Source organism: Pedobacter caeni (assembly GCF_900129215.1).
Classification (GTDB): Bacteria; Bacteroidota; Bacteroidia; order Sphingobacteriales; family Sphingobacteriaceae; genus Pedobacter; species Pedobacter caeni.
The window spans coordinates 919,747-934,687 of sequence record NZ_FQUQ01000001.1 but is presented as its reverse complement, the minus strand read 5'-3'; the positions used below and the strand labels follow the sequence as shown (position 1 = coordinate 934,687).

The following is a 14,941-nucleotide window of genomic DNA, read 5'->3' as shown; positions in this document are numbered from 1 at the left end:
ATAGTTTGAAGGTATCAAATTGCAGTTTCCGGTCTTTGCTTAGTTCCGGTTTCCGATTGTAGCTTAGTTCCTGTTTCCGGTTTTTGCCTGGCGTACAGATTGGTTTTCCTTCCCATTAAAGCGGTAGACAAAACTTAGCCGGTATCTGGATGCATCCCGGCGACTGATCTGGTTTAATACATAATTCTCCCCTCTGGTTAAGGTGTTTGTTTTCCTGCTGTTTAGAATGTTTGTCCCATCTAAAACCAATGTCGCTTTATTCTTCAGCAAGCTTTTGCTTAAACCAAGATCCACGAAATGAATCGCATTTGTACGGCTTTGCGCATTGCTTTGTGCTCCGCTGAAATTGTATCGCCCTTGCAATCCAAACTGTGCAGGAAGCTTTACCTGTGCAGCCAGACGGGCAGTAGAGGCTCCACCGGAGAAATTAAAATCCTGGGTACCAAATGCTCCGGCTTGTTCAAATTGATAGACATTCAATTCCATATTTAGTGACAGCATTTTAAGGGGATTAAACAAGATGCTCAATTCCACACCCCGTCTTACTTCCTGGTCTATGTTGACGGCTGAGCTGATAAAAATGCCATTGGAATTTCTATAGGTATAGTCTTGTATCGGGCTTTTGATGTATTGGTAGTAGAGAGAAGGATTGAAGGTGAATGTTCCCCATTTTTTTAAGAAGCTGAGTTCAAACACATTTGCATAGGATGGATTCAGGTCTGGATTACCCACAAACTGAGCATTGAAATCTGTGAGTTCGTTAAAGGGGTACAAAAGGTTGAGGGAAGGCCGGTTGATGCGTTTGCTGTAGCTAAACTGTAAAGCAGAACCTGCTTCAAACTCATAGCTGGTATGAAAGGTTGGAAATAAGCGCAGGTAATCTTTTTTCCTGTTAAAGAGCTCTCCGAGATCTTCGATCCTGATCTTTGTGGCTTCGGCACGTAAGCCTAACAAATAAGAGAACTTCTTGATTTTACTGTTAAACTGGGTATAAGCACTTCCAATCAGTTCACTATAATCCATTTTGTTGTCGATGTGATCTATGATCTGCCATGAATCCTGCAGTTGTTGCTCTGCTTTAAAGTCGGTGCTGACTAGTCTGTTTTCCAGTTTCAATCCCAGTTCGAGATTTGACCTGGTGTTTAGTGGTTGCACGAGATCAGTTTGCACAAGGAAATCTTTACTTGAACCTATAGATCCGGTTCTGATCGGAGCTCTTTCCGTTACTACTGGCGACAACCTGGTGGTACTCAGGTTCCAGTTTTTATCGCTGTTCCAGAAATCGTACTGCATGTCTGCCGTCAGTTTTTTCCCGGGATCTTTAAAAGTTCTGGTATAGTTAAATTCCAGCTGGTTGTAATTTCTGGACTCTTTAGATTCTCCTTTGCGCAGGATGGTACTGTCTGTAGAGGCTGAACCACTGTAATCATAATTTAAAGCTGTTTTGTCGTGATCTTTGGTTGCATTTCTAAGAAAAGCAGCGGTAATGGTATGCTGTGCATTGATGAAATAATCGGCTCCAATGTAGAATAAGTTTCCATCATCATGACGGTCCTCGTGCTGTACCTGATTCATATAGGTGGGTAACCCATTGCCAGTGATTCCTTTGTCTGTGACGGTTTGTTGAGTATGATAGAGGCCATTGTAATCGGTATTTCTAAATCCATAAGTGGAGAACAGATTAACCTTGTCTGACTTGTAATTGAGACTTGGGACAACCCTGGAATCGTTAGGCAGACCAGCAACGAGCCTTACCTGTCCGCTAAACCCGCTATTCTTGTTTTTCTTCAGAATGATATTGATGATCCCCGCAGAACCTGCAGCGTCATACCTGGAAGAGGGGTTGGTGATGACCTCAATCCTTTCGATATGATCGGCAGGAATTTGCTCGAGTGCGCTGCTTTGTGTAAGTCCGGAACGGCGGCCGTTAATGAGCACAAAGACATTGCTGTTTCCTCTGAGGCTCAGGACTCCCGATGGGCTTACCGAAACGGAGGGCACACTGTTGAGCAGTTCAGTAAGAGAGCCGCTTTGCAATAAAATGTCTTTTCCAACTTCAAATACTTTTTTATCCAGCTTTAAACTGAGTATTGATTTTTCGCTGTTGATCGTTACTTCCTTTAACAGGTTTTTGTCTTCCTGCAGAGACAAGGTGCCAAGCTCTGCGGTGCTTTCGGTGGCACTGAGCGTGATGGATTTTATCAATGGCTGATAGCCCATAAACCTGAATTCTACATTAAAAGTACCAAATGGGAGATCGTCAATTTTAAATGAGCCTTTTTCATTGGTCATAGCGGCGGCAACAGATTGGGCAGTCTGGTCTTTAATGGAGATGGTTACATAGGCTATGGGGACTTTACTGTGCTGATCGGTTAACCGGCCCGTGATGATCCCCTTATTTTTTCCGGCAGATAATTGCGCTTTAGGAGATAGTTGTTGTTGGGAGGAAGGCTGCTGTCTGGGAGTTTCCTGCTGTTTAGAAGATGGCTGCTGTGCAGTGGCCTTGAAACAAAGAATTGCAAAGAGCAGAAAGAGTCGTGTTTTCATGATGTGATCTGATATATGCTGCAAGATTAATGTCCAGAAGGCTTTATTTCAGGAGAAAACATGTGAACTGCTCTATGGCCTTGCGTAATACACTTTTCTCTCTTATATTCATCTTAACTTTACCACATGTTCCGATTCCCGATATTGATAGCGCTTCTTCTGGTCTTATGCTCTTGTAAAAACAAGGTAACTTATGAGTTCTCTGAGCCGGCTTATAAGCAAGGTGATGATCCGGCCTGGGCCGGAAAAGGGCTCAGCTTGAAGGGATGGAACCAGGAACGCGGACAAACGGGAACACAGGTTTTTTGGCTGAGGACAGATATATCCCTGAACAGATCTGCGACTACAGAACATTTAGGGATACTGATTCATAATTTCGGTGCTTTCGAGGTGTTCTGGGATGGCCATAAAATCGGAGAAAATGGAAAAGTAAGCGGGTCAACCGCGGAGTTGCCTGGTATCGTAACCACTTGTTTTCTGATCCCGGACTCCCTGGCCACAAATGGGAGTCATTTGCTGGCATTAAGGACTTCACAATCTTATGAACAGCATACGCAGCGCCGCTTGGGGCTAAGAATTCAAAGCTATAGCAGCATTTTGCAGGAGCCGTTGATCATCATGTCTTTTATGAACCTGATGGCAGGTGCATTTCTGATTGCTGCGGTATATTATTTCTTCCTGTTCATCAACAGCAACCGCAAGGAGTATGCGATACTGATCTGTTGTATAACCTGCTTTCTGTTTTTTGCCTTATTGATTGTCGAGTACATCAAATTCTACATTGCGATTCCATATACCCGTTTTTATTTGAGACTGGAGACCATCGGCTGGCTTACTTTTGCCATTTCACTATTGGTACCTTTATATTTTACAATTCAGTTTTCATTCAAAAGAAGAGGCTTCCTGATGGGGATATTGCTTCTGGTATTGCTCTGTATCTATGTTTCTCATTTCAGAGAATACGATTTAACAGCCATATATTTCAGTTATGCGATGTGGTTTGCCTCCTTTGCGGTAGTGATCAATGCGCTTGTTCAGAAAGAGAAGGGAGCAGGAATTGTTCTGGCCGGACTGCTCCTTAGTGCTATCGGGAATTTCTTCCTGTATTATGATTTTGGGCTGTTTATCAGTTTTACAATTATTGTGCTTTGCATGCTGTACCTGCAGGCCATCAGGACCAGGGAAGTAGAAATGGCGCATCAAACATCATTGCTGGTGTCTGCCCGGTTAAAACTGGAATTGTTAAAGAAACATATCCAGCCTCATTTTATCAAGAATACCTTAACCTCTCTGATAGACTGGGTGGAGGAATCGCCAAAGGAAGGTGCACTTTTTGTTCAGGCGCTGGCGGCAGAATTTGACATCCTTAACCAGATTTCGGATGCTACATTAGTTGCTGTAAGTAAGGAGATTGAGCTGTGTGAGGTCCACCTTAAGGTGATGCAGTTTCGTAAAGAAATCCGTTACGATTGGACCAGTTCAAACATTGAACTATCCGATATGATCCCTCCGGCAATTATACATACCGCATTGGAAAATGGGATTACCCATAGTGCTCCGCCTGAAGACGGCATCATCCGTTTTAATTTAAGCTTTGAGCGGGGCAAAGGGTATAAGAAATATACTTTAACCACTACCGCCAAAAACAGACCGATGAGAAAAGATAGCCCATCGGGTACGGGATTTCAGTACATTCAGGCACGTTTAACGGAGAGTTATGGTACGCGCTGGGAGTTTGATTCCCGGAGTTTAACAAATGGCTGGCAAACAGAAATCAAAATTTATACACCGGAATGAGAATATTAGTGGTTGAAGATGAAGGCCGCATAGCGGGAAGAATTGAACGGATGAGCCGTAGTTTCTTTGGCGCACAATTGCAGGGCATCACCATCTGCGAGTCTGTAGAAGAAGGATTGCTGTTTCTTGAAAGCAATGAAATTGAGGTCTTGCTGCTGGACCTGAACTTAAATGGGAGAGATGGTTTTGAGTTGCTGAAATCGGTGATCTCCGGATCTTTTCATACCATCATTATTTCGGCATATACGGAAAAGGCCATCACTGCTTTTGAATATGGAGTGCTTGATTTTGTAGCTAAACCCTTTGATGAACGCAGGTTGTCTCAGGCTTTTCAAAGGATTTCTGTGGCTGAAAATCAGAAAGAGAATGGGCTCCGTTTTCTGGCGGTTAAAAGGGCAGGGAACATTGTGCTGATTGATGTGAATGAGCTTATTTATATTAAAGGAGCAGGAATTTATTCTGAACTGCATTTGAAAAATGGCAAACAGGAACTCCATGATAAGTCTTTGGAGAAGCTGGAGCAATTGCTGCCAGCTTCTTTTGAAAGGATTCACAAGTCTTATATTGTCCCGATCGGGCAGTCTATGAAAATCACCGTCGGCTCAGGAAGTAAATACCACCTTTTACTTGAAAACGGCGAGATCCTTCCTATTGGAAGGACCAGATATGCCGCTTTAAAGGAAAAACTGTTCCATTAGGCCTTATTTTATTGATAATTAAGGTTTTATTGCACTTAATGTTCTATTTGTGTTTAAGGTTTTATTCGTATTTAAGTGCATCAATGGTATTGGTTGTTGCTGCCTTATAGGAACGGATACTGACGGTAATCAGCGTAAGCAGCATAGAGGTCAACATCGCCAGTGCAAAAGGCCAGATGCTGATTTCTGTGCGGTAGGCAAAACCAGATAACCATTTGGACACAAACAGGTAAGCCAGTGGCCAGGCCACCAGATTGGCAATGAATACCATGATCAGAAAGGAACTGTTGAGCATTTTAACTACTTCCAGTGTGGAGGCACCCAACACTTTCCTGATCGCCACTTCTTTGGTTCTCTGGGAAGCCACAAAAGAAATCAGTCCGAAGAGGCCAATGAAAGAGATAAAAATGATCACCCCTGCAAAGACGCGGAAGAGGACACCCATGACCCGCTCATTTTCGTAGTAGCCCCTGATCGTATCGTCTATAAACTCTGCATAATACACATGTGACAGGAAGGTGGCGTTCCATAAGTTTTCTACGTTTTGCATGGTGTTAAACACCTGTTTACTATCAATCTTTATGGCAACTTTATAATAATTGTCCTTTTCACTATAAATGGCCAGAGGAGAAATGCTTTGTTGAAGGCTCTGGTCATTGAAATCTTTTAAAACTCCTACAATTGCTGCCTTTCTTCCATTCTGATCGATTATTTTGCCCAAAGCATCTTCAGGCTTTAATACATTGATTTTCTTCAGGAAGGTCTGATTGACTACGTAACCGGATATCGTATCGCTTTTTCGGAATCCTTTTCCGGCAACAAATTTCAGATCAAAAAGCTTAAAATAATTTTCATCGGCTGAGTACAGTCTGAGTTCAAAATCGGTATTTATTTTTCCGTTGTAAGAGAAATTAGTGGTTTGCATATCCGAAGACAAAGGTGCTTTCTGACCATAGCTCAGCATTTTTACCCCCGGGATACGCAAAACTCTTTCCTTGAAAGTATCGTATTTGGTCATACTCAGGCTATCTCCGGGTATAGAAACCATAGATACCGCTTCTTTATTAAAACCCAGCGGTTTTTCTCTGATGTATTTCATCTGTTGTAAGATGATCAAGGTGGAAATCACCAGGATGATCGTAATTGCAAACTGTACCACTACAAGCACCTTACGCAGACTCAGGCTTCCGGAGTTGACGGTTACTTTATTCTTGATGGCCAGTGCCGGGCTAAAGCCAGACATCACCAGTGCGGGGTAACATCCGGCAAGCAAACTAACCAGAGTGACCAGCAGGAAGAGGAAGACGAAGATTACAGGATGCTCAAGCATACTGAAAGACATCCTCGCCTTAAACAATTGCTCCATCTGCGGTAAGGCAAATTCTGTTAACACGCAGGCAACTAGTAAAGCAAGAAAAGTGATGCAGAAGGTTTCTGTCAGGAACTGAAGTACCAGCTGATTGCGCTTACTGCCCATTACTTTACGGACACCGACTTCCTTAGACCTGTTGATGGCCTGAGCAGTGGCCAGGTTGACGAAATTAATGCAGGCAGTAAGGATCAGGAACAGGCCAATGATTGCCAACCCATAAATTTCCTTTTTAGTGACAGTCCGATTGGCAAAATTGCCATATCTATCGCTAAAATGAATGTCCTTTAAGGCTTGCAATGAATTCGTTTGATTACCTGAGATATTTTTACGTTTATAATATTTGGTATTGAATTTTTGCATTGGCTGGTCCAGATCGGAAAGAGAGACTCCATCTTTCAGCAAAACATAACATTCTATATTTGAGCTTACGGAATCCCATGCCGCCCATCTTTTATTTGGATTCTTTGCATTGCTGACCACTATGTTTAAAGTGAAACTGCTATTTTCAGGAAGGTCATTGAACACACCGGCAACCTTCAGAATGGTCTTTGTTCCAAAGTAGACGCTTTTCCCCATTGCCTTTTCTGCAGATCCGAAAAAAAGCTTCGCCGTACTTTCAGAAAGTGCCACCGTATTGGGTTCCTTGATGGCCTCTTTTGGCGTACCGGCGATCCAGCCAATGTCGAAAATATCGAAAAAATCAGGTTCAGTATAATAAATCTCCTTTGACATCTTTACGAGATCCTTGCCGTATTCGTCCTTAATGCGGATCACGTTGTTGCTTTTTGTAATGGGAGCCACTTTTTCGAAAGCAGCAAATTCATTCCTTGCCGCATCAGCAAGCGGAACCGGAACGCCCTGAGTATGGTCTTCAAAATTGCTGTATTTCCAGTCGGTCACAAAACGATAGATACGGTCCTGGTTTTTATAACCACTGTCAAAACTCAACTGGTGACGGATAAAAATGAAAATAAGGATACAGCTCATCATACCAACAGACAATCCAAGGATATTAATAAATGCATATCCTTTATTTTTCCAAAGATTTCTGAAGGCAATTTTGAAGTTCAGTTTAAACATAGTGCTTGATTTGATTTCCTAGGAACGAATGGTATGCCAATTTTAATTTCCTTGCTATGTTGCTTTTAATAAGTGAATTAGCAACGTCCTTAATTTTTACTGTCCATTAGCGGACAGCTGATGGACGATAACGCACAGCAAACCGGTAGCTATATTGTGACAGGCAGAGGGACATTGTTCTTGGGGCTTCTTTCAAAAATAAGTAATTTTAAGTTCTTATCGATTTTTATGAAACACATCATCTCGGCACTGTTCCTATCCGCAGCGTCCATATTGCCATTATCGGCACAACAGACACAAAAACCAGTTTTACATGGCCGCAACTGGATGGCCATTACCGGTAAACCTTTAGCCGCTACCGCAGGGGCAATGATCTTTCAAAAAGGTGGTAATGCGGTCGATGCATCCTGTGCGATGCTTGCCGCAACCTGTACGATGTGGGATACGCTAAGCTGGGGCGGAGAAACTCAGGTTCTGATCTATAATCCCAAAACTAAAAAGGTAATTGCCATTAATGCTATGGGGGTGGCACCAACAGGGGCCACAGTAGATTTCTTTAAAAACAAAGGATACAATTTTCCTCCTGAATATGGAGCGCTTGCTGCCACAACACCGGGTACTCCAGGCGGACTCATCTATATGCTGATTAATTACGGAACATTGAGCCTGGAACAGGTTCTTGCGCCTGCAATGGAGATGGCTGCAGGTTATCCTATAGAAGCACAGGCTGCAAACAGCATGGAGCGGGGAAAAGAACTGATCAAACAATGGCCTTATAGTAAAAAGGTATTTCTGACCCATTCAGGAGAAAAAAGAGAAGCACCGGAAGCAGGGGAGATCTTTGTACAAAAAGACCTGCTGGCTACGCTGACTAAAATGGTGGAAGCCGAAAAAACAGCACTTAAACAAGGAAAAAATAGAAAACAGGCATTAATGGCGGCTTACGACCGGTTTTATAAGGGAGACATTGCCAAAGAATTTGTTCGCGGTTGCCAGGAGCAGGGTGGCCTGATCACGATGGAAGACCTTGCCAGGTGGAAACCTCTGGAAGAAGAACCTCTGACTGTAAATTATAAAGGCGTTGATGTCTATAAATTACAGCAATGGACTCAAGGACCAGCCATGTTACAGGCTTTAAATATCCTGGAAAATTTTGACCTAAAAGGTATGGGCTACAATAGTCCGAAGTACATTCATACGCTATATCAGGCCATGAACCTTTCCTTCGCAGACCGTGATTTTTATTATGGCGATCCTGCTACCAGTCCAAAAGGGCCGATAAAAGGTCTGTTGAGTAAAGAATATGCCAAACAAAGGGCACAATTGATTCAGTCTGACAAAAATAATCCTGAAATCGGTCCGGGAAATCCCTATCCTTTTCAAGGCGTTAAGGTAAATCCTTATCTGGACCTTCTTAAAAAGAGAGGTTATGAAATGGACACCACCAAACGGAATTTTGCACCTAAACATGATATGGGTAAGCTGAATAACTCGCCGGATGATTTGTACCATGAACGGTTATGGGCAGGAACAACTTCGATAGAAGCCGCTGATAAAGAAGGCTGGGTGGTATCGGTAACGCCAAGTGGTGGCTGGCTGCCCGCCTGCATTGCGGGTGAAACGGGTATAGGAATGAGCCAGCGGATGCAAAGTTTTGTACTGGATTCTACCCTGAATCCATTCAATGTAGTGGCTCCGGGAAAAAGACCAAGGGTAACCTTATCGCCATCACTGGCACTTAAAGAAGGGAAACCATTTTTGTCTTCGGCGGTACAAGGCGGAGATACACAGGACCAGAACTTATTGCAGTTCTTTTTAAATGTAACAGAATTTGGAATGAATGTACAACAGGCTTCGGAAGCAGCAAATATGAATACCAACCAGTTATGGCTCTCATTGGGAGGCACAAAAACAGAAGACCGTAAGCCTAAGCCGGGTCAGATGTTGTTAAATAGCAATACTACAGCGGCTGCAAGGGAGGAACTAAAACGAATGGGGTATACGCTGAGTTTCAGTGACCGTACCAGCGGGCCAATAAATGCGATTTATTTTGACTGGAAACATGGCAGTCTCTGGGGCGGTTCGAGTAACCATGGAGAAGATTATGGCATTGCCTGGTAAACCTGATTAAGCTTTTACGAAACAGCCCGCTGGAAAGAGAATTTCAGCGGGCTGTTTGTTTTAAAGAGAAGTTCTTTTTTAACAGGAAGCGTTTTTTAAAAAGAAGTTAGCTTAACCTTGTTGCAGAACGGCTTTTTCTTTTCCGGCTTCATTTTTATACAGTACCCAATGATTTTGTGCGTCTTTTTGTAGTTTGTAAACTTTATCGGTTGATATGTATACCTCATTTTCGGAGGCACTGATCACCAATGGGGTTTTAAAATCCTTTGCAAAGATCTCTACTTGTTTTTTATTCTCAGAGAAGAGCAGGAAGGCGGCCATCGTATCGTCTGTAAGGTCTTTCAGCTTGTCTGACAACTCAAATGGGCGTATACATTCCTGTTTTATCGCCGACCACTGGTAACCGGCAGAAGGTTTACAACCATGATCGTCTTTGTCGCCACCAAGCACTGTTTTTGGTTCAGGATTGGTCTGCTGTTGCGCATTGTTCCCTGCCTTCTGACTGTTACAGCTAAATAAGGCCAGGGAAAATAAGGTAATTGTGAAACTGAGAATTGTTTTCATGTAGTGTTTGGTTTTAAATAAATAGATGGATACTCAACAAATGATGAGCATCTTTGTTTACTAAAGCTAATGTTAAATTGTGAAAGCCACCAAATTTTCGAGGCACAATAGAATACGGTATGAGAGAAAATAAATATGATGATCCGGATTTTTTTATAAACTATGGCAATATGCCAAGATCAGTGGAAGGGCTAAATGCTGCGGGAGAATGGCATGTACTGCAAAAAATGCTACCAGATTTTAATGGGAAATCAGTTCTTGACCTGGGCTGTGGTTTTGGCTGGCATTGTATCTATGCAAAGGAGCAGGGTGCAAAAAGAGTGGTTGGAATTGATCTTTCTGCCAAAATGCTGGAAAGCGCAAAAGAGAAGTCTGCAGGTCTTGACATCGAATACCATCAGATGGCCATTGAAGATATTGATTTTTCGATTCAGGAATTTGATGTGGTGATCAGCTCCCTGGCATTTCATTATGTGAAAGACTTTAACCTGACCTGTCAGAAAATAAAGCATTGTCTTAAAGCGGGTGGAAGCTTTATCTTTTCTCAGGAACATCCCATCTTTACTTCCAGACCTGAGCAAGACTGGACCTTTGATGACGCAGGAAACAGGTTACACTGGCCGGTAGATCATTATCAGCAGGAGGGAATCAGGCATACCAGTTTCCTTGGGCATACTGTTACGAAGTATCACAGAACCCTGGAAACGGTGTTTAATACGCTGTTGGATTCCGAATTCCTGATCCAGCGCATCTCTGAACCAAAGCCATCTGAGGAAACTCTAATGGCTTATCCGGAAATGAAAGATGAAAACAGAAGGCCTATCTTTTTGATGATCGCTGCAAGATTAGAGAATTAATCAGGTGCAGTGTGGTTTAAAGCGCAAGTAATGTTGTTTAAAGCTTAAGAAATGGGATTTGAATATAAAATAAAAGCTGATTTTAGTGCCAGACAAATTCAGGAGATGATCGATCTTCTGGAACGGAATCCCTATTTTGAAAAGAAATATGACTTTCTGGGGAAGCAACACCGGCAATTCAGACATCCGGAAAATACCCACCAGATGCCCAACCTGATTACCATATTTGAAACAGATGGTATCTATGTCTGTCAGTTTAGTACTTCATATTTATGGAACTGGCTGGAAGGACTGAAGAGTTACCTGGACAGCTCCGGAATTAGCTATACCATTATTGATTATCAGGAGTAAAATCTTTATTCCTGATACTTTGTCTTATTTATCCCAGGTGTTTTACCTTGTTGAACCAATATAGATTTAAGAGCCCTATACCCACTGAAAGGGGAAACAGGATGATGTTTCCTGCAATTGCCATGAACAACACAGGACCCAGGTTTCCTGCAAAATCAGCAGGATCTTTAAGCAGCAGTGCAATTGAATTTCCCAGGGTGATGATCAGCATACAACAAAGCACCGAGGTGATCCCTAATTTCAGGGTGCTGAATTTCTGAAGGTTTACATACTTAAAAACAGCTGCATACACGAGTATACAGGCGGCAGATAACCCCAACATTAACCAGTAATTGATTTCGCCGGTAGAAGAGGCTAAACCTGCTAAAATCAGAATGGTATTGCCTGCCAGCAAATTTGTTAAAATGGTATATAGGAGGACTTTATTCTTTATCTGCATTTTCTATACTTTAAATCGCCTGATGGGGGCTATGGAGTATCCTGACGAGGCGCTATCCTGTTTACGGATATTAAAGGAGTAAAGTGTCAAAAATCTCTCCGCGGCTCAGCTTACCATTTATTTTGGCAATCACCTCCACTTTGGCTTTCAGGCATAAAACATCATCTGAATGTCGGAAGATATCCTGAAAGAAGATCAGTTTCAGTCCCTGACGTTCGATCTTTAGTTTCACAGTAAAAGTATCACCTGAAGTCAATGAGTTTTTAAAATCCATTTCTATTCTGGACACCATTAAAAGGATTTCTTTCTCTGTCAGCTCCTTAAAAGAAATTGCTTTTGATGACAGGTATTCGTGCCTCGCATGTTCTAAGTAATTCTGATAAACGGCATTGTTTACAACGCCTTGTATATCACACTCGTAATCTCTTACTTTTAGTTGAATTTCAAAAATATAGTCTTGCATATCGTTTTGCAAAGATGGAAATAATTGTAGAATATTTCTTAATCTGTAAAATGAGGTTGTAAATTCCGTGACTGAGTGTTTTTTTAATTAACTTTCGGCACCATATGGACAAAGAAATAGAAATAGAGACCTTGCATTTGTTCCCTTTGCTGGACCGGATGCTGATCAACCTGCTGGATTCTTTAACAGATGAGGAATGGCATGCACCAACAGTGGCAAAACTATGGAAAGTTAAAGATGTTGCCGCTCATTTGCTTGACGGTAATTTAAGAGCGTTGTCTATATCAAGAGACGGTTATTTTGGAGAGAAAGCTGAAAACATTAACTCTTATCAGGAGCTGACCTCATTTCTCAACAATTTGAACATGACCTGGACAAATGCGGCTCAAAGATTTAGTCCTACTGTGCTGAAATCTCTTCTGGAGTTGACAGGTCATGAGTATATCACCCATCTTAATTCACTTGACCCATTTGAGAATGCCATATTTTCAGTGGCATGGGCAGGACAGGAAACTTCTGCCAACTGGTTTCATATCGCGAGGGAATACACAGAGAAATTTTTGCACCAACAACAAATCCGGGATGCCGTAGGCAAACAAGGAATCATGACCAAGGAGTTGTTTTATCCTTTTCTTGATACTTTTATGTTCGCCTTTCCTCATACTTATAAAGATGTACCAGCAGAGAATGGGACTGTTGTTTCCTTAATCGTGAGCACGGAAATTGGTGGACAATGGAATATTGTGAAGACTGAAACTGGCTGGATATTGAATAAGGAGCCTAACCTCAACGCAAATGCAACAGTAACCATTGACCCGGACACTGCCTGGAAACTGTTCTCGAAAAGCTTAAGGCCAAATCAGGTTTCAGAACATATAGAAATAAAAGGAGATCAGGACTTAGGGTATCAGGCTTTACAAATAGTGGCGGTAATGGCCTGATCAAATCGTTGATATCACAATTAGAACCAAAAAAGAATAAATGGAAACCGAACGTAATTATATTGAAATCAATAAACAATCCTGGAACAATAGAACTGATGCACATCTGAAATCGGATTTCTATGATGTTGAAGGTTTTTTAAAAGGCAAGTCATCACTAAATGCTATTGAACTAGCTCTTCTTGGTGATGTTAAAGGTAAAAGCATTTTGCATTTACAATGTCATTTTGGACAGGATACCATTTCTTTGGGGAGGTTAGGAGCAGAGGTGACAGGAGTTGATCTGTCTGATAAAGCCATTAAAAGTGCAAATGAACTCGCTGGGAAAACAAATGTAAATGCAACTTTTATCTGTTGTGATATTTATGATCTGCCTCAACATTTAACGGGTCAATTTGATCTTGTTTTTACCAGTTATGGAACCATTGGCTGGTTACCTGATCTGGATAAATGGGCAAAAGTTATTGCTCAATTCTTAAAACCAACAGGGAAGTTTGTGTTTGTGGAGTTCCATCCGGTGGTTTGGATGTTTGATGATGACTTTGAGAAAATTAAATACAATTATTTCAACACAGGAGAGATCATAGAGATGGAAGAAGGAACTTATGCAGACAGGAATGCAGACCTTCAATTGGAATACATCATGTGGAACCACGGCATGAGTGAAGTGTTAAACAGCTTAATTAAAAACGGAATAGAAATTAACTCCTTTGATGAATTTGATTATTCTCCATACAACTGTTTCAATCAGACCCTTGAATTTGAACCTGGAAAATACAGGATCAAACATTTAGAAAATCACATTCCTATGGTGTATGCGATTGAAGGAACAAAGAAGTAAAGCTGGCAAGGGGGGATAACCTTCTTTTTATACCAAAGAGGTTTTTATGAAAGAGAGGTGCTATATTTTTTGGCACCTCTCTTTAAATGTGATGAAACTTTGAATAAACGTTGGATGACCTATTTCGTAAATTCGATCTTTTGTACCAAATAGGCCTTTCCAAAGTTAGCAGGATCGTGGGTAACAGTTGCGGTGATGAATTTCCATTTTGGACCGGCAGAAGGTTTGCCATTTGCCCAATTCTCTCTCATTTCCACTACATTTTGCCAGATTTCCTCCAATTTGGTTTTTACTTCCGGACTGCTGTAAGTAAGCTGCAATTTATCCTTAATATATACATACTTTTCATTTTCTTTGCTGAGCATAACTGATTGCCCGCCAGGTATATAATGATGGATCAGCTGGATATCAAACGATTCATTTCCCTGATACTTTTCTTCACTGATCACCCTGATGAAATCAAACCACCTGTCGGCAGCATCCTGGAGAGGCACTTTTTCTTTATGGAAGCGGGCTTTGACACGATACATGTAGCCAGGTTTTCTATTATCGAATCCATGCAGAGATGCTTCAGCATATTTATTTTGTGGTAATATTAACAATTGATCATTAATTGCTCCATATCGGTGATCCACAGATAATTCCACTTCCTGCCCATTTCTAAGGTTAAAAGGACCATATGCCTGTTCCTTTTTACATGATGACAAGAGTATAACAAAACAGAGTAAATAAAGGTATTTCATAATTTGAGAGATATGTGGTTTTTTTAATGAAGAACGTAAATGTTTTGGACAACGCTACACTTGCAGGAAAATATTTATATCCTGACTACTTTGATGCTGAGTGGCGGGTCAGACAAATTTGCTATCT

At 41.6% G+C, this 14,941-nt stretch carries 13 protein-coding genes; 7 read left to right on the top strand and 6 right to left on the bottom strand.

Going from position 1 to position 14,941, the window contains the following annotated elements; genetic code table 11:
* Window positions 1–63: 63 nt before the first annotated feature.
* Window positions 64–2,547, bottom strand: a complete 2,484-nt coding sequence (locus tag BUC20_RS03895) for a TonB-dependent receptor (protein WP_084528504.1) — start codon at window positions 2,545–2,547, stop codon at window positions 64–66.
* 126 nt (window positions 2,548–2,673) lie between these two features.
* Here BUC20_RS03895 and BUC20_RS03890 point away from each other — a divergent pair, with 126 nt between their 5' ends.
* Together BUC20_RS03890 and BUC20_RS03885 are read left to right on the top strand one after the other, a co-directional pair.
* The gene (locus BUC20_RS03890) at window positions 2,674–4,344 is read left to right on the top strand and encodes a histidine kinase (RefSeq protein ID WP_200800878.1); all 1,671 of its coding nucleotides are present in this window, start codon (window positions 2,674–2,676) and stop codon (window positions 4,342–4,344) included.
* Window positions 4,341–5,042 (top strand): LytR/AlgR family response regulator transcription factor, encoded by a 702-nt coding sequence (locus tag BUC20_RS03885; RefSeq protein WP_073227644.1) that lies wholly within the window; start codon window positions 4,341–4,343, stop codon window positions 5,040–5,042. The genes BUC20_RS03890 and BUC20_RS03885 overlap by 4 nt, the downstream gene beginning before the upstream one ends.
* Window positions 5,043–5,103: 61 nt before the next feature.
* On the opposite strand, the gene BUC20_RS03880 is transcribed toward BUC20_RS03885, so the two are convergent.
* Window positions 5,104–7,494: an ABC transporter permease gene (locus BUC20_RS03880; RefSeq protein WP_073227642.1), complete on the bottom strand. Its 2,391-nt coding sequence runs from the start codon at window positions 7,492–7,494 to the stop codon at window positions 5,104–5,106.
* Window positions 7,495–7,722: 228 nt separating this feature from the next.
* Between BUC20_RS03880 and BUC20_RS03875 the strand changes: the two genes are divergently transcribed.
* Window positions 7,723–9,615, top strand: a complete 1,893-nt coding sequence (locus BUC20_RS03875; RefSeq protein WP_073229443.1) for a gamma-glutamyltransferase family protein — start codon at window positions 7,723–7,725, stop codon at window positions 9,613–9,615.
* A 111-nt stretch (window positions 9,616–9,726) separates the two neighbouring features.
* Here the strand turns inward: BUC20_RS03875 and BUC20_RS03870 are convergent, their stop codons facing one another.
* Window positions 9,727–10,179: a hypothetical protein gene (locus BUC20_RS03870; RefSeq protein WP_073227639.1), complete on the bottom strand. Its 453-nt coding sequence runs from the start codon at window positions 10,177–10,179 to the stop codon at window positions 9,727–9,729.
* Between the two features lie 119 nt (window positions 10,180–10,298).
* Here BUC20_RS03870 and BUC20_RS03865 point away from each other — a divergent pair, with 119 nt between their 5' ends.
* Together BUC20_RS03865 and BUC20_RS03860 are read left to right on the top strand one after the other, a co-directional pair.
* Window positions 10,299–11,036 carry a class I SAM-dependent methyltransferase gene (locus BUC20_RS03865; protein WP_073227636.1) on the top strand — a complete coding sequence of 246 codons (738 nt, stop codon included), beginning with the start codon at window positions 10,299–10,301 and terminating at the stop codon, window positions 11,034–11,036.
* Window positions 11,037–11,087: 51 nt separating this feature from the next.
* Entirely contained in the window at window positions 11,088–11,387 is a 300-nt protein-coding gene (locus BUC20_RS03860) for a hypothetical protein (protein ID WP_073227634.1), read from the top strand.
* 28 nt (window positions 11,388–11,415) lie between these two features.
* Here the strand turns inward: BUC20_RS03860 and BUC20_RS03855 are convergent, their stop codons facing one another.
* Complete coding sequence (locus BUC20_RS03855; RefSeq protein ID WP_073227631.1) at window positions 11,416–11,826, bottom strand: hypothetical protein; 411 nt, start codon at window positions 11,824–11,826, stop codon at window positions 11,416–11,418.
* Window positions 11,827–11,896: 70 nt separating this feature from the next.
* Window positions 11,897–12,289, bottom strand: a complete 393-nt coding sequence (locus BUC20_RS03850; protein WP_073227628.1) for an acyl-CoA thioesterase — start codon at window positions 12,287–12,289, stop codon at window positions 11,897–11,899.
* Between the two features lie 104 nt (window positions 12,290–12,393).
* Here BUC20_RS03850 and BUC20_RS03845 point away from each other — a divergent pair, with 104 nt between their 5' ends.
* Both BUC20_RS03845 and BUC20_RS03840 read left to right on the top strand, forming a co-directional pair.
* The gene (locus tag BUC20_RS03845) at window positions 12,394–13,230 is read left to right on the top strand and encodes a maleylpyruvate isomerase N-terminal domain-containing protein (RefSeq protein ID WP_073227625.1); all 837 of its coding nucleotides are present in this window, start codon (window positions 12,394–12,396) and stop codon (window positions 13,228–13,230) included.
* Between the two features lie 40 nt (window positions 13,231–13,270).
* The gene (locus BUC20_RS03840) at window positions 13,271–14,071 is read left to right on the top strand and encodes a class I SAM-dependent methyltransferase (RefSeq protein WP_073227624.1); all 801 of its coding nucleotides are present in this window, start codon (window positions 13,271–13,273) and stop codon (window positions 14,069–14,071) included.
* 119 nt (window positions 14,072–14,190) lie between these two features.
* Here the strand turns inward: BUC20_RS03840 and BUC20_RS03835 are convergent, their stop codons facing one another.
* On the bottom strand, window positions 14,191–14,814 hold the full coding sequence (locus tag BUC20_RS03835; RefSeq protein WP_073227621.1) for a hypothetical protein: 624 nt from the start codon (window positions 14,812–14,814) through the stop codon (window positions 14,191–14,193).
* Window positions 14,815–14,941 lie beyond the last annotated feature (127 nt).

Coding starts and splice junctions, on each gene's coding strand:
- BUC20_RS03835 (WP_073227621.1), bottom strand. CDS start 14,814: ATGAAATACCTTTATTTACTCTGTTTTGTTATACTCTTGTCATCATGT.
- BUC20_RS03880 (WP_073227642.1), bottom strand. CDS start 7,494: ATGTTTAAACTGAACTTCAAAATTGCCTTCAGAAATCTTTGGAAAAAT.
- BUC20_RS03845 (WP_073227625.1), top strand. CDS start 12,394: ATGGACAAAGAAATAGAAATAGAGACCTTGCATTTGTTCCCTTTGCTG.
- BUC20_RS03895 (WP_084528504.1), bottom strand. CDS start 2,547: ATGAAAACACGACTCTTTCTGCTCTTTGCAATTCTTTGTTTCAAGGCC.
- BUC20_RS03875 (WP_073229443.1), top strand. CDS start 7,723: ATGAAACACATCATCTCGGCACTGTTCCTATCCGCAGCGTCCATATTG.
- BUC20_RS03885 (WP_073227644.1), top strand. CDS start 4,341: ATGAGAATATTAGTGGTTGAAGATGAAGGCCGCATAGCGGGAAGAATT.
- BUC20_RS03855 (WP_073227631.1), bottom strand. CDS start 11,826: ATGCAGATAAAGAATAAAGTCCTCCTATATACCATTTTAACAAATTTG.
- BUC20_RS03860 (WP_073227634.1), top strand. CDS start 11,088: ATGGGATTTGAATATAAAATAAAAGCTGATTTTAGTGCCAGACAAATT.
- BUC20_RS03840 (WP_073227624.1), top strand. CDS start 13,271: ATGGAAACCGAACGTAATTATATTGAAATCAATAAACAATCCTGGAAC.
- BUC20_RS03865 (WP_073227636.1), top strand. CDS start 10,299: ATGAGAGAAAATAAATATGATGATCCGGATTTTTTTATAAACTATGGC.
- BUC20_RS03890 (WP_200800878.1), top strand. CDS start 2,674: ATGTTCCGATTCCCGATATTGATAGCGCTTCTTCTGGTCTTATGCTCT.
- BUC20_RS03850 (WP_073227628.1), bottom strand. CDS start 12,289: ATGCAAGACTATATTTTTGAAATTCAACTAAAAGTAAGAGATTACGAG.
- BUC20_RS03870 (WP_073227639.1), bottom strand. CDS start 10,179: ATGAAAACAATTCTCAGTTTCACAATTACCTTATTTTCCCTGGCCTTA.